This window comes from Streptomyces sp. NPDC058307, assembly GCF_042880295.1.
Classification (GTDB): domain Bacteria; phylum Actinomycetota; class Actinomycetes; order Streptomycetales; family Streptomycetaceae; genus Streptomyces.
Map to the genome: position 1 here is coordinate 162,238 of NZ_JBHVYZ010000003.1, position 21,279 is coordinate 183,516.

Sequence of the window (21,279 nt, forward strand, 5' to 3'; positions counted from 1 at the left end):
CCCGGCGCCCGGCAAGGCGTGTCTCCCAGGGGGCGCCGCCCCGCTGGCCGGCGTTGCCTGCCGTGCGGGGGCGATGGCAGGGCCCGGCTCGGGTGGGTCGACGCAGTGCGGCCGCCTGCCCGGCGCCCGGCAAGGCGTGTCTCCCAGGGGGCGCCGCCCCGCTGGCCGGCGTTGGCTGCCGTGCGGGGGCGACGGAAGGGCCCGCTCGGGTGGCCCGACCTCACGGTCGCCTTCCCGGCGCCGGGAAGGGCGTGTGCCCCAAGGGGGCGCAGCGTTATCCGTCGGCGTCGCCCGACGCGCAGCGGCCGACGGCACGGCCACCACCGCTCGGCCGGATCTGCCGGACCCCGCTCACGGCCGGCTCGATCGAGGGGCACGCCCCAACCTAGCCGCGCGCTAAGGCCCCGCCTCCGCTCGGCTGGGTGTGCCGGTCCCCACTAGCGGTTGGCCTGAGCCAAGAGGCAGGCCCCGATGCAGCCGCGCGGCACGGCCCCGCCTCCGCTCGTCAGGATGTACCCGCCCCCACTCATGGCCGGCGTGATCGGAGGCGCAGGCCCCGTCCCCAATTCAGCCGCGCGCCACGGCCCCGCCACCGCGCGGCCGGGCGTGCCGGACCTCGCTCACCGTCAGCGTGATCGACGCGCAGCCGGACCCCGCCGCGCCGCCCGGCCCCGCCACCGCGCGGCCGGGCGTGCCGGACCCCGCTCAGCGTCAGCGTGATCCGACGCGCAGGCCCTAACCCAGCCGCTCGTGCAGGAAGGGCACCGTGCGCTCCCAGGCGCGGGCGGCGGACTCGGCGTCGTACGTTTGGCCACCGTCGTTGAAGAAGGCGTGGTTGGCCGGGTAGAGGCGCAGGTCCGGGGTGATCCCGGACTGCTCGCGGACGGCCTCGCGCAGAGCCTCCAGGCTTTCCGCCGGGATGCTCTGGTCGAGCTCGCCGTAGTGGCCCAGGATCTGCGCCTTCAGGCCCGAGAAGTCGGGCAGCTCGCCCTGGATCACACCGTAGAACGGCACGGCGGCGCTCACCCGGGGGTCGGCCGCCGCCAGGTACACGACGAATCCGCCGCCCATGCAGAAGCCGACCGCACCAACGGTGTCCGAGGTGACCTCGTCCAGCGACAGCAGGTGGTCGACCGCGCCGGACAGCAGCTCCACGCCCCGAGAGACCGGCAGCGCCCGCATCATCCGCAGGGCCTCCTCGCTGTCGTGGGCGACATTGCCGCCGTACAGGTCGGGAGCGAGGGCGACGAAGCCCTCCGCCGCCAGCCGATCGGCGACGTCGGCGATGTGGTCGGTCAGGCCCCACCACTCCTGGATCACGATGACGCCCGGCCCGCTCCCGGACGGCGGCAGCGCCAGATAGCCGTGCGCGGTGGTGCCGCCGCTGGGGAAGGTGACGTTCTGGTGGGCGGGTGCTCCGGTCGACTTCGGCTTCGGCAGTTCGGCCATGGTGCTCGACTCCTGTGCAGCTGTCCGGTGGGGGCGCCGGAGCCGTGGCCCCGGCGGTGATCACCAGCCTGCCACGCACCGGACGGCCCGCCCACGGCAGCCCCGGCGGACCGGGCTGGCGCCCCTCAGGTTTTACGTATAACCTCTCCCGTCAACCCCCCCTCCCGAGAGGCCCCGATGAGACGCGTCGCCCTGGTCACCCTCGTCGTCGACGACTACGACGAGGCGATCCGCTTCTACACCGAAGCCCTCGGCTTCCGGCTCGTCGAGGACACCCCCCGCCCCGACGGCTCCCGCTGGGTCGTCGTACGGCCGGACGAGCGCGACGGCGGCACCGACCTGCTGCTCGCCCGCGCCAAGGACGAGGCACAGCAGAGCCGGGTGGGGAACCAGACCGGCGGCCGCGTCGGATTCTTCCTCCACACCGACGACTTCACCCGCGACCACGCCCGCATGCTCGCCGCGGGCGTGACCTTCCTGGAGGAGCCCCGCCACGAGCCCTACGGCTCGGTCGCCGTCTTCCAGGACCTGTACGGAAACCGCTGGGACCTGCTCCAGCCCGCCGACTGAACGCCGACTGAACCACCCGCCACCCTGTTCGAGGAAAGACCCCGCCATGACCGCTACGCGCGTAGACGCCGACCTGATCCGCCGCCTCCCCAAGGCCGTCCTGCACGACCACCTCGACGGCGGCCTGCGCCCCGCCACCGTGGTGGAGCTCGCGGCGGAGGTCGGCCACACCCTGCCCACCACCGACCCGGACGAGCTCGCCGCCTGGTACTTCGAGGCCGCCAACTCCGGTGACCTGGTGCGCTACATAGCCACCTTCGAGCACACCCTCGCCGTCATGCAGACCCGCGAGGGCCTGCTGCGCACCGCCGAGGAGTACGTCGTCGACCTGGCCGCCGACGGGGTCGTGTACGGCGAGGTGCGCTACGCCCCCGAGCTGAACACCAAGGGCGGGCTGGCCATGGCCGAGGTCGTCGAGACCGTCCAGGAGGGCCTGGCCGCCGGTATGGCGAAGGCCGCCGCCGCGGGCACCCCGGTGCGGGTCGGCACCCTGCTGTGCGGGATGCGGATGTTCGACCGGGTGCACGAGGCCGCCGACCTGGCCGTGGCCTTCCGGGACGCCGGTGTCGTCGGCTTCGACATCGCGGGCGCCGAGGACGGCTTCCCGGCCGCCGACCACCTGGCGGCCTTCGAGCACCTGCGGCGCGAGAACGTTCCGTTCACCATCCACGCCGGCGAGGCCCACGGCCTGGCCAGCATCCACCAGGCCGTGCAGGTGTGCGGCGCCCAGCGGCTCGGCCACGGCGTGCGGATCACCGAGGACATCCCCGACCTCGCGGGCGGCAAGCTCGGCCGGCTCGCGGGCTGGGTCCGGGACCGCCGTATCGCCCTGGAGATGTGCCCGACCTCCAACCTCCAGACCGGCGCGGCCACCTCGATCGCCGAGCACCCGATCACGGCGCTGAAGGACCTGGGCTTCCGGGTCACCCTCAACACCGACAACCGGCTGGTGTCGGGGACGACGATGACCCGCGAGATGTCTCTGCTGGTCGAGGAGGCGGGCTGGACGGTCGAGGACCTGCGCACGGTCACGGTCAACGCCCTCAAGAGCGCCTTCATCCCGTTCGACGAGCGCAAGGCCCTCATCGAGGACGTCGTCCTGCCGGGCTACGCGTTCTGAAGCAGCCCCCGCAGATAGGCGGCCTGTCCGACGTGCTGGAGATCGTCGGACAGGACGCTGACCAGCCGCACCGCCAGGGTGACCGGCGGATCCCAGTTCTCGTCCACGACCCGGTCCAGGTCCTGGTCCGTCAGCCCGCGCAGGGCTTCGAGACTCTGGGCGTGCACGGCGTCGTAGTACCCGGTCAGCAGGTCAGCGGAGTCGACCCGCACCTTGGCGACCTGCGCGGAGGTGTGGCCGTAGCCGATGTCTCGCGGCTTCAGGTCGAGGCCGAAGCGCTTCTCCCAGTCCTGTGTCAGCCACACCTGGTCGAGGCCGAGGGCGCCGGCGACGTGGTCGTCCTGGACGCGGGTGAGATGCCAGACCAGCCAGGCAACGGAGTTGGCGTGGGGACCGGGACGGTGGTTGAGGTCGTCGGGGCCCAGGCCCTCGACGACGGCGTGGACTTCTTCCTGGATGCGGCTGTAGCCGTCGATGAGGATGTCCTTTGCATGCATGACATCCACCATCGCGCATCACGCCGCGTCACGCGTCGGAATTCCGCTGCGGTGTCACGCGCCGGAATCCGCTGCGGTGTCACGCGTCGGGAATCCAGCTCCCGTGGAGGCCCAGCGGCACCCGCGCCGGCAGATGGATCCGGGCCACCGGCTCACCCGTGAAGTCCTGGGCCGCGAGGATCACCAGGTCCGAGGCCCCGCGATCGGGGTTGTGCACATACGCGATCGCGTAGCCGTCGTCCTCGGCGGCCCTCGTGTCGCAGGGGTCGGACGGCACGAACACGGCCTCGCTCGCCGCCGCTCCCCGGGACAGCCGGTGCACCTGGGAGGTGCCCCTCAGCAGGTCGTGCTTGATGAGGGCGTTGCTGAACGCCCGGTCGGGCGGCGGGTTGCCGTCGACCGCCTGATAGGCCACCGTCATCTCCGCGGAGGCGGCCGAGTAGCCGTAGCGGTGCCGGCGGGACACCAACGCCTCGTTGACCCGCGGGAATTCCTGGGGTCGGTCGTCGAGGGTCCGGATCCGTACCCGGCCCTGACGCAGGTCGACCGTCCACCGGTCGAGCCGCGGAGTGCCGGGCGTATAGGGCCCGCCCGAGCCGTTGCCGGCCACGAGGAAGTGCGCGTCGAAGTTGGTCGTGTCGATGATCAGGTTCGAGCCCTCCTCGTAGGCGTTGAGGGTGTGCGAGTAGTACACCGGGTCGACGTCGAACCAGCGGACCGCACCTCCCTTGCGAGGCAGCACGCCGATCCGAGCCGGATGCCGGTCGTTCCAGACGTACGGGACGATGTCACCGCGCTCGGCGCCCGCCGGGTCGAAGGTGACCGGCATGTCGAGGATCACCACATGGTTCTCGGTGAGCGCGAAGTCATGGATCATCGGCGCGTCCGCCACCGGGATCCTCGTACTGCGCGAGACGCGGCCGGCCGGATCGACGACCAGGTGCCGCACATGGTCCCAGGTCGGGTAGTAGGCGATCGCGTGCAGCTCACCGGCGTGTGCGTCGAACTTGGTGTGCGCGGTGAAGGCGCCCTCCAGGGTGCCCCGGAAGTCGTACGTGCCGACGGTGTTCAGCTCCTCGTCGAGCTCGTACGGCAGCGGTCCGCTCTCCTGGAGCGCGAGGATCCGCCCGCGGTAGGGGATCACATGGGTGTTGCACGGGAAGTCGTCCGGCGGCACCGGGCCCGGGTAGGGCTCGCCGAGCTTCTTCGCCACCTGGGAGGAGCGCACCCAGCGGTTGCGGTACCACTCGGCGCGGCCCTCGCGCAGCCGGACGCCGTGCACCATGCCCTCGCCGAGCATCCAGTGGTGGGCGCGCGGGTCCTCGATGCCCAGCGCGTTGGGGCCGTTGCGCAGATAGCGGCCGTTCAGCTCGCGCGGGATGCGGCCGGTGACCGGCAGGTCTAAGGCCGTCAGTTCCTCGGTGACGGGTTCGAACGCGCCCTCCAGGAAGGGGAAGCGGCGCGCTGTCCGGGGCGCCGCCGCGGCGGGCGACGCGCCCGCTCCGGTGCCGACGAGCGCTCCGGCCGCCGTGATCGCCGCCGCGCCGCGCAGGACGTTCCGTCGTGTGGGGTCCGTCATCTTCCCTACTCCTGACCGTAGTTGTTTTCGGGAACGGTCACGAGTCTGGTGCGCGGGACGGGTCAGGTCACGAGGGCTGGGCCCCGTCCGGGGGTGTACTCAAGCCCCTGTTTCCTAGCCCTCTCTTTCCGGGCCTCCTGTATCCAGCAAGGTCATCAGGGCCCGGGCCGCCGGGCTGGTGGCCTGGGCGGGCGGCAGCAGCGCGACCGTCTCGTACACGGTCTCGCCGGTGCCCTTGAGCGGGAGCGCGGTCAGCGACTCCCGTTTGTGCCGGAAGTGCCGTGGTACGACGGCCACGCCGAGGTTCTCGTCCACCAGGTCCAGGAGGCTGTGCACGTCGTTGACCTCCAGGGCGACGTTGCGGCGCAGACCCGCGCCGGCGAAGGCGGCGTCGGTGGTGCGGCGCGGCCCCCAGTCCGGATGGAAGTCGACGAAGACCTCGCCGTCCAGATCCTCCGGCGTCACGGCCGCGCCGACGGCCGCGAGCCGGTGGCTGGGATGGCACAGCACGGTCATGGGCTCGCTCGACAGCGGTACGACGCGCAACTGGTCGGTGTCCTGCTGCGCCGCCCGCACGGCGAACGCCAGGTCGAGGCGCCCGGCCGCCACCTCCTCCGCGAGCGCGGCCGAGCCCGCCTGGCGCAGACAGATCTCGACATCGGGATGCTGCCGCCGGAACGCGGCGAGCAGACCCGCCACGTGCAGCCCGGCGATGCACTGCTCGGAGCCCAGCGCGAGCATCCCGCGCAGCACGCCCTGCACCGCGGCCACCGCCTCGTGGGCGGAGCGCACCTGCGCGAGGATCCGCTCGGCCTCACCGAGCAGGGCCCGACCGGCCGGGGTGAGCGTGACCCGGCGGGTGGTCCGCACGAACAGCGGGGTCTGCAGCTCCCGCTCCAGCGCCCGGATGGACGCGGACAGCCCCGACTGGGACACCAGGAGGCGTTCGGCGGCCCGGGTGAAGTGCTGGTCCTCGGCGACGGCCACGAAGTGCTGGAGATGGCGCAGTTCCATGATTGAGAAGCCTATCCGCTGAATTCCATCGGATTCTTCTGTTGGACCAATGCCCCCAGGTCGCGAAAGAGTGGACACAGGTTCAGGACCCTGGTCCACCGTGCCAACCCCTCTGGAGTCGCGTTGTACACCGCACACCCCGACCGCTACGCGGAGATGCCCTACCGGCGCACCGGACGCAGCGGCCTGAAGCTTCCCGCGATCTCGCTCGGCCTGTGGCACAACTTCGGCCCGGCGGACCGCACTGTCGAGACACAGCGGGCCATCCTGCGCCGCGCCTTCGACCTCGGCGTCACCCACTTCGACCTCGCCAACAACTACGGCCCGCCGCCCGGCGCCGCCGAGTCCGCGTTCGGCGAGGCCCTCAAGGCCGACCTCGCGTCCTACCGCGACGAGCTGATCGTCTCGACCAAGGCCGGCTATCTGATGTGGCCCGGCCCGTACGGCGAGTGGGGCTCCCGCAAGTACCTGCTGTCGTCGCTGGACCAGAGCCTGACCCGGATGGGCCTGGACTACGTCGACATCTTCTACTCGCACCGCCCCGACCCGGAGACTCCCCTGGAGGAGACGATGGGCGCCCTGCACACCGCGGTCCAGCAGGGCAAGGCGCTCTACGTCGGCATCTCCAACTACTCGGCCGAGCAGACCCGCGAGGCCGCCCGCATCCTCGGTGAGCTGGGCACCCCGCTCCTCATCCACCAGCCGCGCTACTCGATGCTGGACCGCCGCCCCGAGGACGGCGGCCTGCTGGACGCGCTGGACGAGCTCGAGGTCGGCTCGATCGTCTTCTCCCCGCTGGAGCAGGGACTGCTCACCGGCCGCTACCTCGACGGCATCCCCGAGGACTCCCGGGCCGCGAGCGACAGCCCCTTCCTGAACTCCGACGCGGTCACCGAGGACCTGGTCCAGAAGCTGCGCGAGCTCAACGACATCGCCAAGGGCCGCGGCCAGACCCTCGCCCAGCTGGCCCTGGCCTGGGTCCTGCGCGGCGGCCGCGTCACCTCGGCCCTCGTCGGCGCGAGCAGTCCCAAGCAGATCGAGGACAGCGTCGGCACGATCGCCAACCTGGACTTCGACACGGAGGAACTGGCGAGGATCGACGCGATCGTCAAGGCGTGACCGACCCGACCGTCGTGGCGGCGAACAGGTGAGCGGGACCGGGCCCCGGCGTCAGGCCGGGGCCCGGTCCTCCCTCACGCTCCCGCGGGCACCCGGTCCAGGAACCCGTACACGGTCCTGATCCGGCCGTCCTCGGCCAGCGTGATGACATCGGAGCCGGCGACGGGTGCCGAGCCGTCGGCAGCGCTCACCAGCTCCCAGGAGAACCGGACGGTGTCGTGGTGCCCCTCGACGGGGCCGGTGATGTGGAAGGTGAACCCCGGGAACTGCTCGTGCGCCGCCGCGATCACCGCAGTGATCTGGTCGTGCCCGACCACGTCGGCGAGGGGGTCGGTGTAACCGCCGCCCACCGCCCAGGCGGCCGCGACGGCCTTCGCGCGGGTCTCGGGCTCCCGTGCGTTCCAGGCTTCGAAGTAGCGGGCGACGGCATTCTCGTAGCGTTCCATGGTCGCGGGCATGGGAAATCAGCCTCCATCGAGGTCGTCTGTGCTGGTGGGGCCTGTGGGGACAACCCTGCCCGCGGCGCGCGGAAGCGTCGATTACTTCCGGGGTCATGAGGTTTGAACGTGTACCCGTCAGATTTCGGCCAGGGGGAGGGGTGAATATGCCAGGAGACTGGCCAAAAAGACGTGGTGACAGTGTTTCAGTAGTGAACATACTCGACTGACAGGGCCTTCACTTCGAGCGAGGTGCCCGTCACGTTCAGCAGCAAGAGCCGCGTACCGCACCTGAGCCGCACGGAAAGCGAGGCCCTGCCGACAGGCGAACGGAGCAAGCGGGGGAGTGGATCGTGCACGACGAATTCCTGTGCCACGTCACCGGGTACGGCATCTGCGACGGCCGGCGCATCGGCGTACCGCTCGGAACCTACCGCGCGCCCACCCTCGCCCTCGCCCTGTGGTGGTTACGGGACCGGGCCTTATGGATCGCCGACCGATTGGACCCCCAGCCCGAGGCCGAGTACCTGCCGGCCGGCGCCCTCGCCCCCGTCGCCGCAACCGTGCTCGACGTGCCCGCCGTGATGCGCGCCTGGTGTGCCGACCTCTACCAACAGGAACTGGTCGCCGACGAGTTGGCGGCCGGTCGGCTGGTTCGGATCGCCGCGAGCGACGACACCACGGAGTACGAACTGCTCGCCGAGTCCGTGGACGCCGCGAGAATGCACCGGATGGCCTCGATGCTCTTCACCCCTGTGGCCTGAGCCGCTCGGTTCGCGCCAGCAGGCACCCAAAGGGGTGAATCGGTAGAATTCAGTCATGGCGGAGCGGCCGGTCGCACCGACGGCGCCCGAGCTCGTCCTGGAGACCGACACCGGCTCCACGGTGATGAGCCCGGGCCACGACTACCACGTCGGACGCGACCCCTTGTGTGACATCGTCATCGACGATGCCCGGGTCTCTTGGCACCACGCGGTGCTGCGACCCGAGGCCGACCACTGGACCCTCGAGGACGAGCACAGCACCAACGGCACCTACGCCGAGGGCCGCCGCGTTCATGAGTGGTACGTCGGCCCCGGCAGCGTGATCCGCTTCGGCAGCCCCTCCGACGGCCCCTGCGCGGTTCTGCTGGGCATCCCCACCCCCGAGCGCCCCTCGGCCGTCTCGATGCCCGGCCTCACCGGCACCTTCCGGCAGCCCACCGCCGTACGCCCGCTGCCCACCCGCACGGTCCGTATCGGCCGCGCCGACGACAACGACCTCGTCGTCGACGACCTGGTCGTCTCCCGCCACCACGCCGAGCTGCGCGCGCTGCCCGACGCCACGTACGAGATCGTCGACCTCGGCAGTCACAACGGCACCTATCTCAACGGCCGGCCCGTCACGAGCGCCCCCATCGGGCCCGGGGACATCGTCGGCATCGGCCACTCGGCGTTCTGCCTCGTCGGCGACACACTCCAGGAGTACGTCGACACCGGCGACGTCTCCCTCGACGTCCAGGACCTCACGGTCGCCGTGGACCACGGCCGCAAGACCCTGCTCGACCACGTGTCCTTCCCGGTGGGCGAGAAGTGCCTGCTCGCGGTCGTCGGCCCGAGCGGCGCCGGGAAGTCCACACTCCTGAACGCCCTCACCGGCCAGCGCCCCGCCGACCACGGCACCGTCCTGTACGACGGCCGCGACCTCTACCGCGACTACGCCGAACTGCGCCAGCGCATCGGCCTGGTCCCGCAGGACGACATCCTGCACGCCCAGCTCACCGTCCGCAGCGCCCTGACCTACGCCGCCGAGCTGCGCTTCCCGCAGGACACCGCGAAGGCCGAACGCCGCGAACGGGTCGACGAGGTCATCCGCGAGCTCGGCCTGGAACAGCGCGCCCGGCAGCCCGTGCACAGCCTCTCCGGCGGACAGCGCAAGCGCGTCAGCGTGGCCCTGGAGCTGCTGACCAAGCCGTCCCTGCTCTTCCTCGACGAGCCGACCTCGGGTCTGGACCCCGGCATGGACCGCTCGGTGATGCACATGCTGCGCGGCCTCGCCGACGACGGCCGCACGGTCATCGTCGTCACCCACAGCGTCCTGAGCCTCGACGTCTGCGACCGTCTCCTCGTCCTCGCGCCCGGCGGCAGGATCGCCTACTACGGTCCGCCCGAGGACGCCCTCGCCTACTTCGGCTTCACCCAGTGGCCCGAGGCGTTCGAAGCCTTCGAACGCGACGAGGACCGCGACTGGGCGGGCGACTTCCGCTCCTCGGCCTTCCAGCACCAGTACGTAGCCGAGGCCACCGCACAGCCCCGGACGCCCCGCTCCGAGCCGGTCATCATCGCGCCCCCGCCGCGGCCCCGCAGCCGCGGCGCCCAGCTCGGCACCCTGATCCGCCGCTACACCGCCGCCCTCGGCGCCGACCGCACCTTCCTCGCCATCATGATCGCGCTGCCCTTCGTCATGGGCGCCATGGCCCGGGCCCTCGCCGGCAGCCACCTCACCCGCGACACCGCGATGAACGCCCTGCTCATCCTGTGCGTCGGCGGCGTCCTCACCGGCGCCGCGAACGCCGTGCGCGAACTGGTGAAGGAACGGGTCATCTACCAGCGGGAACGGGCCGTCGGCCTGTCCAGATCGGCGTACCTGATGTCCAAGGTCGTCGTACTGGGCGCGATCACCGTCGTGCAGGCGGTGGTCCTGACCCTGGTCGCCCTCCTCGGCGTCGACCTCAACGCGCCCGGCGGCGAAGGCGTGGTGATGCCGCCCCTTGCCGAGATCACCATCGCGGTCGCCCTGCTGTCGTTCACGGCGATGATGCTCGGCCTGCTCGTGTCCGCGCTGGTGCGCAAGGAGGAGGTGACCATGCCCCTGCTCGTGCTGCTCGCCATCGTCCAGGTCGTCTTCTGCGGCGCCCTGCTGAAGCTCGACGGCGTACCCGGACTGGAACAGCTGTCCTGGCTGGTGCCCTCCCGCTGGGCGCTCGGCGCGATGGCCGGCACCATCGGCCTCGCCCGGATCGTGCCGGGCGACCTCACCGGCGACCCCCTCTTCAAGCACTCGGCGAGCGTATGGCTCCTCAACATCGCCATGCTCGTCGTCCTGTCCGCGCTCTTCGGATACGTCGTCTCCCGGCTGCTGCGGCGCCACGAACCCGTGGTCATGCGGAAGTAGGCCGCCGATGACGACCCCCGGCTTCCGGCCCACCCATGTCGTACCCGGCTACGGCATGCCCGCCTGGGAGGCCCCCGACCCCGCGCGCCCCACCGTGCCCCTCGACCCCCTCCTCCCCGTCCAGCTCGCGGAGCGGCGCGGCGACTGGGCGTACGTCCTGTGCGCCAACGGCTGGTCGGCCTGGGTCGACGGCCGCCACCTGGTCGCCGTACCCCAGGACCCGCCCGCCCCCGAGAGCCCCCTCACCCGCGCCGCCGACCCGCGCCCCCTGCTGGCCCGCGCCGACGAGACCCTCGCCCGCTACCGGGCCGCCGTCGAGGAGCTGACCCGCGGCGGCCTCGACGGGGAGGCGTTCCGCGGCCGCACCAGGGGACTGCGGATCGGGGTGGTCGTCGACGGGGAACACATGTGGCTGTACGACGCGCAGCACGGACGCTGGGTGTACGCCGACGGGACCCGGCTGAACACCTACGCCACCGATGACGGGCCACAGGCGGGCGGACACGCCCCGACCCAGGTCGTGACGCGCGATGGCACATGAGACCAGCCTCTTCTCCGGCAGCCCCTCCGAACTGGTCGGCCGGCAGGTCGCGAGCTACCGCGTCGAGCAGGAGATCGGCCGGGGCGGCATGGCCGTCGTCTACCGGGCCCGGGACCTGCGCCTGGACCGCACGGTGGCGCTGAAACTGCTCGCCCCGGAGCTCGCCCGCAACGACACCTTCCGCAACCGCTTCAGCCACGAGTCCCGGGTGGCCGCCGCGATCGACCACCCGCACATCGTCCCCGTCTTCGAGGCGGGCGAGACGGACGGCGTGCTGTACATCGCCATGCGGTACGTCGCCGGCAGCGATCTGCGTCATCTCCTGGACCGCCAGGGGCCGTTGCCGCTCCCGACCGCGCTGCGGATCGCCGCCCAGGTGGCCTCCGCGCTCGACGCGGCCCACGAGCACGGACTGGTCCACCGGGACGTGAAGCCCGGGAACATCCTGGTCTCCCGGGGCACCGACAGCGACCATCCCGAGCACGTCTACCTCACCGACTTCGGCCTCACGAAGAAGTCCCTGTCGCTGACCGGGTTCACGACGGTCGGCCAGTTCGTCGGCACCCTCGACTACGTGGCCCCCGAGCAGATCTCCGGCCGCCCGGTCGACGGCCGCTGCGACGTCTACGGCTTCGCCTGCGTGGTCTACGAGACCCTCACCGGCCATCCGCCCTTCCGTCGTGACGACGACATGGCCCTGCTGTGGGCCCACCAGTACGACGCCCCGCCCCCGCTCTCCGAGTCCCGCCCCGGCCTGCCGGCCCCCCTCGACGCGGTGTTCGCCAAGGCCCTCGCCAAGAGCCCCGACGACCGCCACGACTCCTGCCTCGACTTCGTCGCGGCCCTCCGCTCGACGGCGACGGGGGGTCACCCACCGACGGAGGTGGCGACGGAGGTGGCCGTGAGGACCGTAGACCCGGAGGAAACCCGCCCGAAGCCCCCGCCGCGCTGGGCGGAGCCGGTGATCCGAGGGCGGTAGTCAGCCCCGGCCCAGGCCGTTCAGCGGCACCTTCCGGGCCAGCACCCTGCGGTGGCTGATCCGCCACTCGGCGCCGACTCGGACCACGGTGTCCTCGTAGGTGACCGAGCCGCACGAGCCGTCCGCCTTGACGCCGAGGCCCTTGGAACGAGCGTGGACCCGGCCGTCGGTCATCTCCTCGACGATCACGTTGGTGACGTGGTGCGCCACGGGGTTCCCGGCCCCCAGTGCCAGGGCCGCCTCCTTGACCGCGGCGAGTCCGGTGAGTTCTCCCTGGCCGAAGTCCGACAGGTCGTAGACGACGTCCGCGGTGAACACCTCGTGCAGCCGGTCCAGTGCCCCGGCGTCCACCAGGTGCCCGTGCAGGGCGATCAACTCGGTCACGGCCAGTCGGTCTTCGAGACCCGGCGTCATACGGTGTGTCCCTTCCTCGGTTGAGCGCACCCTGTCACGCACCGGGTCACGCGTCAGCCGGTTTGATCTCCCCTTTGCGGCGTACCGGCCGGGCCGGAAGCGCACCGAGGAAACCGGTGACCAGGCCCCACAGCGCGCCGAGGGCCACCGCCGGCCACACATCCGGGTCGAGGAACAGCTGACCGCGCAGGCCGCCGCCGAGGTCGCCGATGCCGAGGACCGACAGGCCGTAGTGGGCGGAGGTGCGGCCCATGAGGCAGATCATGAGGACCGTCAGGGCGAGGGCGACCGCCAGGTGCACGGCGTGCTGCCGGGCGCGGACCCGGGCGGGGGAGCGGGCCGCCATCAGGAACGCCACCGAGAGCAGCAGGACCGCCTCGACGGCCACCAGCCACCACACGCGGCCGTCGTGCTCGGCGAGTGTGTGCAGATTGAGCGTGGCGGTGTCCTTGGAGCGCAGGACCTCGTCCAGGAGGTGGGGCATGGGCAGTCCGAAGGAGCCCTCCACCCGGCCGTTCCAGGTGGCGCCGAGGCCGATGGTCAGGGCGAGCCAGACCAGGTTCGGCATGCCCAGCAGGATCACCGCGAGTGTCTGGGGCGCGTGGCCGCGGGTCACGGAGACGACCAGGGCGACGAGGACGCCGAGGACGACGTGGGCGAGGAGGAGCACGACCATGGCGTGCGCCGCGGGCCGCACCGACTCCTGAAGGCGCAGCAGTCGCCCGGGCAGGGGAGCCCGGCGCGAGACCAGCAGGGCCAGCACCAGGACGCCGGCCATCCACAGCAGGCCGAACACCAGGGTCTGCGGTACGTCCGTGGTGAAGCCGACCTCGGGTGAGACGCCGAAGATATCGCCCAGGTCACTCAGCGTGTCGTCGCCGAGCGAGAGCTTGAACGTCTGGCGGGCCGCAAAGGCCAGGGCGAGGAGCGCGAGGAGCCACAGGGCGGTGATCCGGACCGCCCACCCTGCGAGTTCCCGGCCGCCGGCGACGGCCCGGTGCCGCAGCGGCCGCAGGAAACCCGCGCCTAGCGCCAGCGCACCGGTCAGGGTGACGGAGAGAGGGATCACGGTCAGCCCGGCCTTGCTGTCGGTGAGCCCTCCCGCGCCTCCTGACAGCTTGACCGTGCCGCCGACGGCCGTGACGACGCTCGCCGCGACGACCCGGGGGAACGCGTGGTCCGGGAGGTCGGCCGCCCCCGCCGCCCACAGGCCCAGCGCGGCCACCACCCCCATGGCGATCAGCGTGACCAGCACCGTGGCCAGCGCGTGGACCCAGCCGTGGCGAGCGACGACCGTCTGGTCGAAGGGGGGGTGCGGGTTCACCCTGCCACGCTATGCAGCACGGAGACGGCTCGCCTGCCGGGAGGTCCGTCCGCGTCCGCTTGCGGGCGGCACGGGGCCCGAGCAAACAATGGGTATGTCGCGGAAAAATGCGGCTGAATCGGGGCAATCGGATCGCGCCGCAGGAGTCCCGCGCCGGGAAGAAGAACGCGTGAGCGTCGAACCGCCTTCGTCGGGCCGCCCCACCGGGCCGCCCTCGGGCCCCCTGTCGGGCCCTTCGCAGCCCCCTTCGGGCCCGCCCTCCCAGCCCCCGGGCAGCAGCGGCGGAGCATCCACGCCCCCACCCCGCCGCCCTTGGTGGCGGTCGGCGCCCCGGGTGGCGGTCATCGCCGCCGCGGTCGTCGTCGCCGTGGTCCTCGCGCTCGTCTTCACCCGCTCCGGCGGCGGCTCCACCTCGGCCGGAGGGGACGGCGACGGCGAGGTCTTCCTCCAGGCCGCCGCCAAGACGGGCCCCGACCCCTTCACCGAGTCGACCGCGAAGGACAGCACGGTGCCCCCGGTCTCCGCCACCCCGACCCGCGCCTCCGCACCGGCGAACGCCGTACGCGGTGTGGACGGCGCCGCTCCCGGCCTCTACGGCGGCACCCGCAACGTCTCCAGTTGCGACATCGAGAAGCAGGTCAAGGCCCTCGGGGCAGACCCCGCGAAGAACAGCGCGTTCGCCTCGGTCGCCGGCGTCCAGCCGTCCGGGATCCCCGCCTTCCTGCGCTCGCTCACACCCGTCCAGCTGCGCATGGACACCCGTGTCACCAACCACGGCTACCGTGACGGCGCCGCCACCGGTTACCAGGCCGTCCTCCAGGCCGGCACCGCCGTGCTCGTCGACGACCGCGGAGTGCCCCGCACGCGCTGTGCCTGCGGCAACCCGCTGACCCCGCCGGTGGCCCAGCAGAGCGCGCCGAAACCCACCGGCGACTCCTGGGCGTCGTACCACCCCTCGAACGTGGTCGTGGTGGCACCCTCGACGACGGTCATCAACCTCTTCGTGATCTACGACCCCGACCACCACGACTGGGTCGCCCGGCACCGCGGCGACACCGGGGGCAAGGACCACAAGACCCACCGGCCGGCCAGGCCCTCCCCGCCGGTGAGCGTGTCCCCGCCGACGGCGCCCGGCACCTCGTCGTCGCCGGCCTCCCCGTCACCGTGCGTCTCCAAGTCGAGCGGGGCGCAGAAGCCCCCCAGGTCGCACCACCCGTGCCCGCCGGGCCTGGTCGCCCCGTCCTCCCCGGCCACGAGCCCGCCCACGTCACAGCCGCCCAGCAGTGAATCCCCACGTGAGCCCCTCGTACCCGAGTCGTCGGCACCACCGGCGCCCCTCACCTCCGACACCACGCCGGAGACGACACCGTCCTCGCCCCTGTCCAGCGCCACGGTGTCCCCGGCAGTGTGACGTATCACCTGGACTGCGACGGGCATCCCGGGGTACGAGCACTGGTGCAGCAGCGTCCGGCCAGTCCGGCTTCGAGAGAGAAACGCATGATCGATCACCTGGACGGGGCAGTGATACCGACTGGTTTCGACGTGCCCGTGGAACCCCTACGGCGGGCAGCGCACTACACCGGCGAGCCGGGAAGTATCGCCGAGGCGCGGTCGTTCGCCGCGGACTTCCTCGACAGGCTCAGAACCGAGTGGTGTGCCGACATCGGCAACCGTGCCGAGGACGAGGTGCTCCTCGTGGTGAGCGAACTCGTCACCAACGCCGACCGGCACAGCAACGGGCCGTACATCCTCGAGCTCGAGGGCACCGACGCGGCGGTCGTCGTCACGGTCTACGACAGCAGCGAAGCCCTGCCCCGCAGGTTCCCGAGGGATCCCCAGCGCGTCGGCCGGCACGGTCTGGAGATCGTGCACGTCCTGGCACGGGAGGTCGCGGCGGAACGCGTACCGGTGGGCAAGCGGGTGAGGGCCGTACTGGGCTTCGGCGCCAAGGGGTGAGCGGCCCGCCTCAGGCGCTTGAACCTCACCGGTTCTGACCGAGCCTGCCGATCGCACGTACAGCGGGTGCCGTCCAAGGACGGCACCCGCTTTTTTCGCTGTCCGTGTGGGTCAGGCGCAGCCCAGCTCGCCGAGCATGCCCTCGCGCAGCCGCGTGATGATCCGCTTGATCAGCCGGGACACGTGCATCTGCGAGCAGCCGAGCCGCTCACCGATCTCCGACTGGGTGGCCTCCTCCACGAACCGCATGTGGATGATCTGCCGGTCGCGGTCGCTGAGCTCGGCCATCAGCGGGGCCAGTGAGTGGAAGTCCTCGACGAGCCGCAGCCCGTCCTCCTCCACCCCGATGAAGTCGGCGAGCACCGCTTCGCCGCCCTCGGGGCCGTCGCCGGTCAGGGCGGCGTCCAGGGACGAGGAGTTGTAGCCGTTCGAGGCGATCTGCGCCTCGACCACCTCCTTCTCGGAGATGTTCATCAGGGTGGCGAGTTCGGCCACCGTCGGATCGCGGTCCAGTCGGCTGCCGAGTTCCTCACGCGCCTTGGCCAGCTCGACGCGCAGCTCCTGAAGGCGCCGCGGGACGTGCACCGCCCAGGTGGTGTCACGGAAGAAGCGCTTGATCTCGCCGACGATGTAAGGCAGCGCGAACGACGTGAACTCGACCTCGCGGGAGATCTCGAACCGGTCGATCGCCTTGATCAGGCCGATCATGCCGGTCTGGACGATGTCCTCCATGTCGTCCCCACGGCCCCGGAACCTTCCGGCCGCGAAGCGTACGAGCGACATGTTCATCTCGATGAGGGTGTTGCGCGCGTACTGGTACTCGTGCGTGCCTTCCTCGAGCTCGGTCAGGCGCTGGAAGAACTGGCGGGACAGCTCGCGTGCGTCCCGAGGGGCGACGGAGCGCGGTTCCTCGACTCCCGGCAGGGGTGTCCCACCCGTCCTGGTCCCGCTGGCGTGCTCGGTGACCTGTGCCTCCGAACGGTTCACGGCGGTGACGGCGGTATGCATTACCTCTCCCACGAAAGTCACGGCTCGACGTCTGCCTCTTCGGCCTGGGTTGTCTCGAGTGCTGCAGGTGTGGCCCGCCGGGTACCCGGAACGCAAGAACATATGCGTGTCCGGACCACCGGCCGACCGATCAGCCCGCAGCTCTCTCGCTCTGCGGCTACCCCGGTAGTGACGACGCATGCCTCCCAAGTTGACCGGTGGCGTGAAATCGCCGTTCCTCAGGGAGCGATCCGGCTCGCGACGATCAGTTCGTGGAGGTAGCGCTTGGTGACCCGGCCGCCGTGCCGTGTCTCGATCAGATCCCGGATGCAGGTCAGGAGGCCCTCGCGGCGGGTGCTGTCGAGAGCCCGGTGGCCCGAGTAGGTGAGGAGGACGTCGATGTACTGGTCGGCGGTGCGGGTGATGTCCTGTTCGAAACGGGTCACCGTGACGTCACCGAAGCGTGGGCAGGCCTCGAACTCCTCCGTCTCCGAGACGGTCTCGGACGACGGCAGGAGCCGCAGCCCGGGCGGTGTGGCCGGATCCCAGCGTTCGTAGCACTCCTGGGCCCGGGCGAAGAAGTCGGTCGTGCCGCCCGCCACGTGGTGGGTGATCACGACAGCGAGGTGTCCTCCGGCGCGCAGCGCGTCCGCCGCCTTCTCCACCCGGACGGCCGGGTCGATCCAGTGGAAGGCGGTGGCGCAGGCGACCAGGTCGAAGGGCTCCTCCGGCAGCGGCCAGCGCTCGAACTCGGCGGTCCGCACCTCGACCCGGGGGAACTCCGCCAGCCGCCGCCGGGCCACCGCGGCCATCGCGTCGCCCAGCTCTACTGCGGTGATGTGACATCCGGACCCGGCCAGGGCACGGGTCAGCTGACCGGTACCCGGGCCGATCTCCAGCACACGGCTCTGCGGGCCGAGGCCCGCCGACCGCGCCAACTCACCGACCAGAGCGGGCGGGTAGGCCGGACGCGCCTTGTCGTACAGCTCCGCCGCCTCGTTGAACGTCTCGCGCAGCACCGGGACCCGCGCCCTTCCCGTCGTTGATTCCACCCAGGGCAGAATGCCGGACCCTTCCCCTGGCGGCCATGGAATTTAGGCTGACCCGGTGAGCAACGAAGCGCCGAACCAAGCCCGCGTGATCCCGCTGCGCCCGCAGTCCGCGCGCCAGGGGTCCGTCCGCCCAGTGTCCGAACGCCCCGCCACGACACCGCCGCGGGATCCCGCCGCCAGGGAGACCCGACAGTCCAGGGAACCCCTGTGGCGTGACCTCGTCGGTGACGTCCTGCGCCGCGAGCGCCTAGCCCAGGAGCGCACCCTCAAGGACGTGGCCGACGCGGCCCGGATCTCGATGCCCTACCTCTCCGAGGTCGAGCGCGGCCGCAAGGAGGCTTCCTCGGAGGTCCTCGCGGCCGCCGCCCAGGCACTGGGTCTCGGCCTCGGTGATCTGCTCTCCCTGGCCCAGGGGGAGCTCACCCGGCACTCCGCGCGCAGCCGCCGCGCGGTGCCGGGATCGCCGTACAACGGGATGTGCCTGGCGGCCTGAGGCGGCGGGGCCGGTGTCTCAGACCGTTACGAGGCGCCGGCTCACCACCTCGTCGGCCAGCCCGTACTCCACGGCCTCCTGCGCGGTGAACACCTTGTCGCGGTTCATGTCCGCGCGCAGGGTCGCGATGTCGTGGTGGGTGTGGCGGGCCAGCACCTCCTCGACCTGGGAGCGGATGCGGACCATCTCCTTGGCCTGCAGGGCGAGATCGGAGATGGCGCCGCGGCTGCCGCCGGAGGCGGGCTGGCCGAGCAGTACGCGCGCGTGCTCCAGCACGAGCCGGCGCCCCGGGTCCCCTCCGGCGAGCAGGACGGCCGCGGTGGACGCCGCCTGCCCCACGCACAGCGTCGAGATCGGCGCCTGCACGTAGGTCATCGTGTCGTAGATCGCCATCAGCGAGGTGAACGATCCGCCGGGGGAGTTGATGTAGATCGAGATCTCGTTCTCCGGCGCCGCCGACTCCAGATACAGCAGCTGCGCGATCACCACGTTGGCGACGCCGTCGTCGATCTCGGTGCCGAGGAAGATGATCCGCTCGGAGAGCAGGCGGCTGAACACGTCGGAGGACCGCTCACCGTGCGCGGTCCGCTCGACGACGTACGGAATCGTGTAGTTCGCCATGTCAGAGCCCCATCCGTCGCTTCGAGGCGGCCGGGCGGACGTCCGCGAGGGACTCCAGGACCCGGTCCACCATGCCGTACTGCCTGGCCTCCTCGGCCGTGAACCACCGGTCGCGGTCGCCGTCGCGGGCGATGGTCTCCGGTGTCTGGCCCGTGTTCTCGGCGAGGAGCCGCTCCATGGTCAGTTTGCTGTGATCCAGGTTCTCCGCCTGGATCAGGATGTCAGCGGTGGTCCCGCCGATGCCCGCGGAGCCCTGGTGCATCATGATCCGGGCGTTGGGCAGGGCGTACCGCTTGCCTGGCGTGCCGCCGCAGAGCAGGAACTGGCCCATGCTCGCCGCGAAACCCATGGCGAGCGTCGACACGTCGTTGGGAACCAGCCGCATCGTGTCGTAGATGGCGAGGCCCGCGTACACGGAGCCGCCCGGACTGTTGATGTACAGGCTGATGTCGGTGCGCGGGTCCTCCGCGGACAGGACCAGCAGCTGGGAGCAGACGCGGTTGGCGGAGACCTCGTCGACCTGGGTGCCCAGCAGGACGATGCGCTGGGCGAGGAGCTGGGCGGCCAGTTGGTCGTCGAAGCGGGTGGGAGGGGTGTCGCCCTCCTCGGCCCGGATGGAAGTCATGGGCTGTCCTCGTGGTCGTAGGGATGCCGTCGGCTCCACTGTTGACCTCGGACGATGCCCCGAAGCGGTTTCTCTGCCGGTGGCAGATTCGCCACCGGCAGAGCGCGGGCCCCGGGGCTGTGCTCAGCGGTGGGCTCGGCCCTTCTCGCGCAGCTGCCGGAAGAACGCCCGTACGTCGCCAACCAGCAGGTCCGGCTCCTCCATCGCCGCGAAGTGGCCGCCGCGGTCGAACTCGGTCCAGCGCACGAGGTTCTCGGTGCGCTCCGCCTTGTGCCGCAACGGGATCTGGATCTCCTCCGGGAAGACGGCGAGGGCGGTCGGCGCGGTCGACGGTTCGGTGGGCCGGGCCGCCCGGTCGCCCGTGGCGTGCGCCCGCTCGTAGTAGATCCGGGCGGCCGAACCGGCGGTCCCGGTCAGCCAGTACAGCATCACGTTGGTCAGCAGCCGGTCCCGGTCCACGGCCTCCTCGGGCAGCTCGGCGGAGTCGGTCCACTCCTGGAACTTCTCGACGATCCAGGCGAGTTGGCCGACAGGCGAGTCGGTGAGGGCGTAGGCGAGGGTCTGCGGCCTGGTGGAGTGCAGGACCGCGTACCCGGTGCCCTCGCCCGACCAGGCGCTCCACCGGCGCCAGGACTCCAGCGCGCGCTCCCGTTCCCCGGGGTCGAGCGCGGCGAGTTCCTCCTCCGTCGGTTCCTGCGTCGCCTGCGCGCCCGGCAGCAGGTTGAGGTGGACGCCGATGATCCGCTCGGGATGGGCGCGGCCCAGCTCCCGCGAGATCGCCGAGCCCCAGTCGCCGCCCTGCGCGCCGAACCGCTCGTAACCGAGCCGTGTCATCAGCTCGGCCCACGCGTCGGCGATCCGGCCCGCCTCCCAGCCGGTGTCCGCGGGCGGCCCGGACAGCCCGAACCCGGGGATGCTCGGTACGACGACGTGGAAGGCGTCGGCCCGGTCGCCGCCGTGGGCCGCCGGATCGGTCAACGGGCTCACCACGTCCAGGAATTCGACGATCGAGCCCGGCCAGCCGTGCGTGATGACCAACGGGGTGGCGTCCGGTTCGGGGGAGCGGATGTGGGCGAAGTGCACGGTCGTGCCGTCGATGACGGTCGTGAACTGCGGCCACTCGTTCAGCTGTGCCTCGGCCGCCCGCCAGTCGTAGGAGTGCCGCCAGTGGTGCGCGAGCTCACGCAGATAGCCGGCCGGGACGCCGTACGCCCAGCCCGTGGCCGAGAGGTCGTCGGGCCAGCGGGTGCGGTCGAGCCGGTCGTGGAGGTCGTCGAGGTCGCTCTGCGGAATGCCGAGGCGGAAGGGCCGGACCGGGTCCGTGTGCTCTGTGGGCGCAGACGTCATGC

At 71.5% G+C, this 21,279-nt stretch carries 22 protein-coding genes; 10 read left to right on the top strand and 12 right to left on the bottom strand.

Going from position 1 to position 21,279, the window contains the following annotated elements; translation table 11 throughout:
- Positions 1 to 735: 735 nt before the first annotated feature.
- Positions 736 to 1,449, bottom strand: a complete 714-nt coding sequence (locus tag ACFVYN_RS03815; protein ID WP_389991994.1) for a dienelactone hydrolase family protein — start codon at positions 1,447 to 1,449, stop codon at positions 736 to 738.
- A 177-nt stretch (positions 1,450 to 1,626) separates the two neighbouring features.
- Between ACFVYN_RS03815 and ACFVYN_RS03820 the strand changes: the two genes are divergently transcribed.
- Together ACFVYN_RS03820 and ACFVYN_RS03825 are read left to right on the top strand one after the other, a co-directional pair.
- The gene (locus ACFVYN_RS03820) at positions 1,627 to 2,019 is read left to right on the top strand and encodes a VOC family protein (protein ID WP_389991996.1); all 393 of its coding nucleotides are present in this window, start codon (positions 1,627 to 1,629) and stop codon (positions 2,017 to 2,019) included.
- 46 nt (positions 2,020 to 2,065) lie between these two features.
- Positions 2,066 to 3,139 (top strand): adenosine deaminase, encoded by a 1,074-nt coding sequence (locus ACFVYN_RS03825; RefSeq protein WP_389991999.1) that lies wholly within the window; start codon positions 2,066 to 2,068, stop codon positions 3,137 to 3,139.
- Here the strand turns inward: ACFVYN_RS03825 and ACFVYN_RS03830 are convergent.
- The 3 genes from ACFVYN_RS03830 to ACFVYN_RS03840 all read right to left on the bottom strand — a co-directional run bounded on the left by ACFVYN_RS03830 (position 3,127) and on the right by ACFVYN_RS03840 (position 6,229).
- On the bottom strand, positions 3,127 to 3,636 hold the full coding sequence (locus ACFVYN_RS03830) for a DinB family protein (protein WP_389992002.1): 510 nt from the start codon (positions 3,634 to 3,636) through the stop codon (positions 3,127 to 3,129). The genes ACFVYN_RS03825 and ACFVYN_RS03830 overlap by 13 nt on opposite strands.
- A 79-nt stretch (positions 3,637 to 3,715) precedes the next feature.
- Entirely contained in the window at positions 3,716 to 5,215 is a 1,500-nt protein-coding gene (locus tag ACFVYN_RS03835) for a carotenoid oxygenase family protein (protein WP_389992006.1), read from the bottom strand.
- Between the two features lie 114 nt (positions 5,216 to 5,329).
- The gene (locus tag ACFVYN_RS03840) at positions 5,330 to 6,229 is read right to left on the bottom strand and encodes a LysR family transcriptional regulator (protein ID WP_389992008.1); all 900 of its coding nucleotides are present in this window, start codon (positions 6,227 to 6,229) and stop codon (positions 5,330 to 5,332) included.
- A 123-nt stretch (positions 6,230 to 6,352) separates the two neighbouring features.
- Here ACFVYN_RS03840 and mgrA point away from each other — a divergent pair, with 123 nt between their 5' ends.
- Positions 6,353 to 7,348, top strand: a complete 996-nt coding sequence (mgrA, locus tag ACFVYN_RS03845; protein ID WP_389992011.1) for an L-glyceraldehyde 3-phosphate reductase — start codon at positions 6,353 to 6,355, stop codon at positions 7,346 to 7,348.
- A gap of 74 nt (positions 7,349 to 7,422) precedes the next feature.
- Here mgrA and ACFVYN_RS03850 read toward each other — a convergent pair whose 3' ends face one another.
- Positions 7,423 to 7,806: a nuclear transport factor 2 family protein gene (locus ACFVYN_RS03850; protein WP_389992014.1), complete on the bottom strand. Its 384-nt coding sequence runs from the start codon at positions 7,804 to 7,806 to the stop codon at positions 7,423 to 7,425.
- A 332-nt stretch (positions 7,807 to 8,138) separates the two neighbouring features.
- Here ACFVYN_RS03850 and ACFVYN_RS03855 point away from each other — a divergent pair, with 332 nt between their 5' ends.
- The 4 genes from ACFVYN_RS03855 to ACFVYN_RS03870 are packed head-to-tail and all read left to right on the top strand — an operon-like array spanning position 8,139 to position 12,458.
- Positions 8,139 to 8,549 (top strand): hypothetical protein, encoded by a 411-nt coding sequence (locus tag ACFVYN_RS03855; RefSeq protein WP_389992017.1) that lies wholly within the window; start codon positions 8,139 to 8,141, stop codon positions 8,547 to 8,549.
- Between the two features lie 55 nt (positions 8,550 to 8,604).
- A complete protein-coding gene (locus ACFVYN_RS03860) occupies positions 8,605 to 10,938 on the top strand; it encodes an FHA domain-containing protein (RefSeq protein ID WP_389992019.1) in 2,334 nt (777 codons plus the stop codon).
- A gap of 7 nt (positions 10,939 to 10,945) precedes the next feature.
- On the top strand, positions 10,946 to 11,479 hold the full coding sequence (locus ACFVYN_RS03865) for a hypothetical protein (RefSeq protein WP_389992022.1): 534 nt from the start codon (positions 10,946 to 10,948) through the stop codon (positions 11,477 to 11,479).
- Positions 11,469 to 12,458: a serine/threonine-protein kinase gene (locus ACFVYN_RS03870; RefSeq protein ID WP_389992025.1), complete on the top strand. Its 990-nt coding sequence runs from the start codon at positions 11,469 to 11,471 to the stop codon at positions 12,456 to 12,458. The genes ACFVYN_RS03865 and ACFVYN_RS03870 overlap by 11 nt, the downstream gene beginning before the upstream one ends.
- On the opposite strand, the gene ACFVYN_RS03875 is transcribed toward ACFVYN_RS03870, so the two are convergent.
- Positions 12,459 to 12,872, bottom strand: a complete 414-nt coding sequence (locus ACFVYN_RS03875; protein ID WP_389992028.1) for a nuclear transport factor 2 family protein — start codon at positions 12,870 to 12,872, stop codon at positions 12,459 to 12,461. It abuts the gene before it with no gap.
- A 46-nt stretch (positions 12,873 to 12,918) separates the two neighbouring features.
- The gene (locus ACFVYN_RS03880) at positions 12,919 to 14,196 is read right to left on the bottom strand and encodes a streptophobe family protein (protein ID WP_389992031.1); all 1,278 of its coding nucleotides are present in this window, start codon (positions 14,194 to 14,196) and stop codon (positions 12,919 to 12,921) included.
- Positions 14,197 to 14,365: 169 nt separating this feature from the next.
- Between ACFVYN_RS03880 and ACFVYN_RS03885 the strand changes: the two genes are divergently transcribed.
- Together ACFVYN_RS03885 and ACFVYN_RS03890 are read left to right on the top strand one after the other, a co-directional pair.
- Positions 14,366 to 15,607, top strand: coding sequence for a DUF6777 domain-containing protein (locus tag ACFVYN_RS03885; RefSeq protein WP_389992034.1), 1,242 nt, complete (start codon positions 14,366 to 14,368; stop codon positions 15,605 to 15,607).
- A gap of 86 nt (positions 15,608 to 15,693) precedes the next feature.
- Positions 15,694 to 16,152, top strand: a complete 459-nt coding sequence (locus ACFVYN_RS03890; protein ID WP_389992037.1) for an ATP-binding protein — start codon at positions 15,694 to 15,696, stop codon at positions 16,150 to 16,152.
- Positions 16,153 to 16,263: 111 nt separating this feature from the next.
- On the opposite strand, the gene ACFVYN_RS03895 is transcribed toward ACFVYN_RS03890, so the two are convergent.
- Both ACFVYN_RS03895 and ACFVYN_RS03900 read right to left on the bottom strand, forming a co-directional pair.
- The gene (locus ACFVYN_RS03895) at positions 16,264 to 17,160 is read right to left on the bottom strand and encodes an RNA polymerase sigma factor SigF (RefSeq protein ID WP_389992040.1); all 897 of its coding nucleotides are present in this window, start codon (positions 17,158 to 17,160) and stop codon (positions 16,264 to 16,266) included.
- Between the two features lie 218 nt (positions 17,161 to 17,378).
- Positions 17,379 to 18,158: a class I SAM-dependent methyltransferase gene (locus ACFVYN_RS03900; protein ID WP_389992253.1), complete on the bottom strand. Its 780-nt coding sequence runs from the start codon at positions 18,156 to 18,158 to the stop codon at positions 17,379 to 17,381.
- Between the two features lie 88 nt (positions 18,159 to 18,246).
- Here ACFVYN_RS03900 and ACFVYN_RS03905 point away from each other — a divergent pair, with 88 nt between their 5' ends.
- Positions 18,247 to 18,684 carry a helix-turn-helix domain-containing protein gene (locus ACFVYN_RS03905; RefSeq protein WP_389992042.1) on the top strand — a complete coding sequence of 146 codons (438 nt, stop codon included), beginning with the start codon at positions 18,247 to 18,249 and terminating at the stop codon, positions 18,682 to 18,684.
- An 18-nt stretch (positions 18,685 to 18,702) separates the two neighbouring features.
- On the opposite strand, the gene ACFVYN_RS03910 is transcribed toward ACFVYN_RS03905, so the two are convergent.
- The 3 genes from ACFVYN_RS03910 to ACFVYN_RS03920 form a co-directional block, all read right to left on the bottom strand.
- A complete protein-coding gene (locus ACFVYN_RS03910) occupies positions 18,703 to 19,305 on the bottom strand; it encodes a ClpP family protease (protein WP_389992045.1) in 603 nt (200 codons plus the stop codon).
- A 1-nt stretch (position 19,306) separates the two neighbouring features.
- Positions 19,307 to 19,930 carry a ClpP family protease gene (locus tag ACFVYN_RS03915; protein WP_389992047.1) on the bottom strand — a complete coding sequence of 208 codons (624 nt, stop codon included), beginning with the start codon at positions 19,928 to 19,930 and terminating at the stop codon, positions 19,307 to 19,309.
- Between the two features lie 123 nt (positions 19,931 to 20,053).
- The gene (locus ACFVYN_RS03920) at positions 20,054 to 21,277 is read right to left on the bottom strand and encodes an epoxide hydrolase family protein (RefSeq protein WP_389992050.1); all 1,224 of its coding nucleotides are present in this window, start codon (positions 21,275 to 21,277) and stop codon (positions 20,054 to 20,056) included.
- Positions 21,278 to 21,279: the final 2 nt, after the last annotated feature.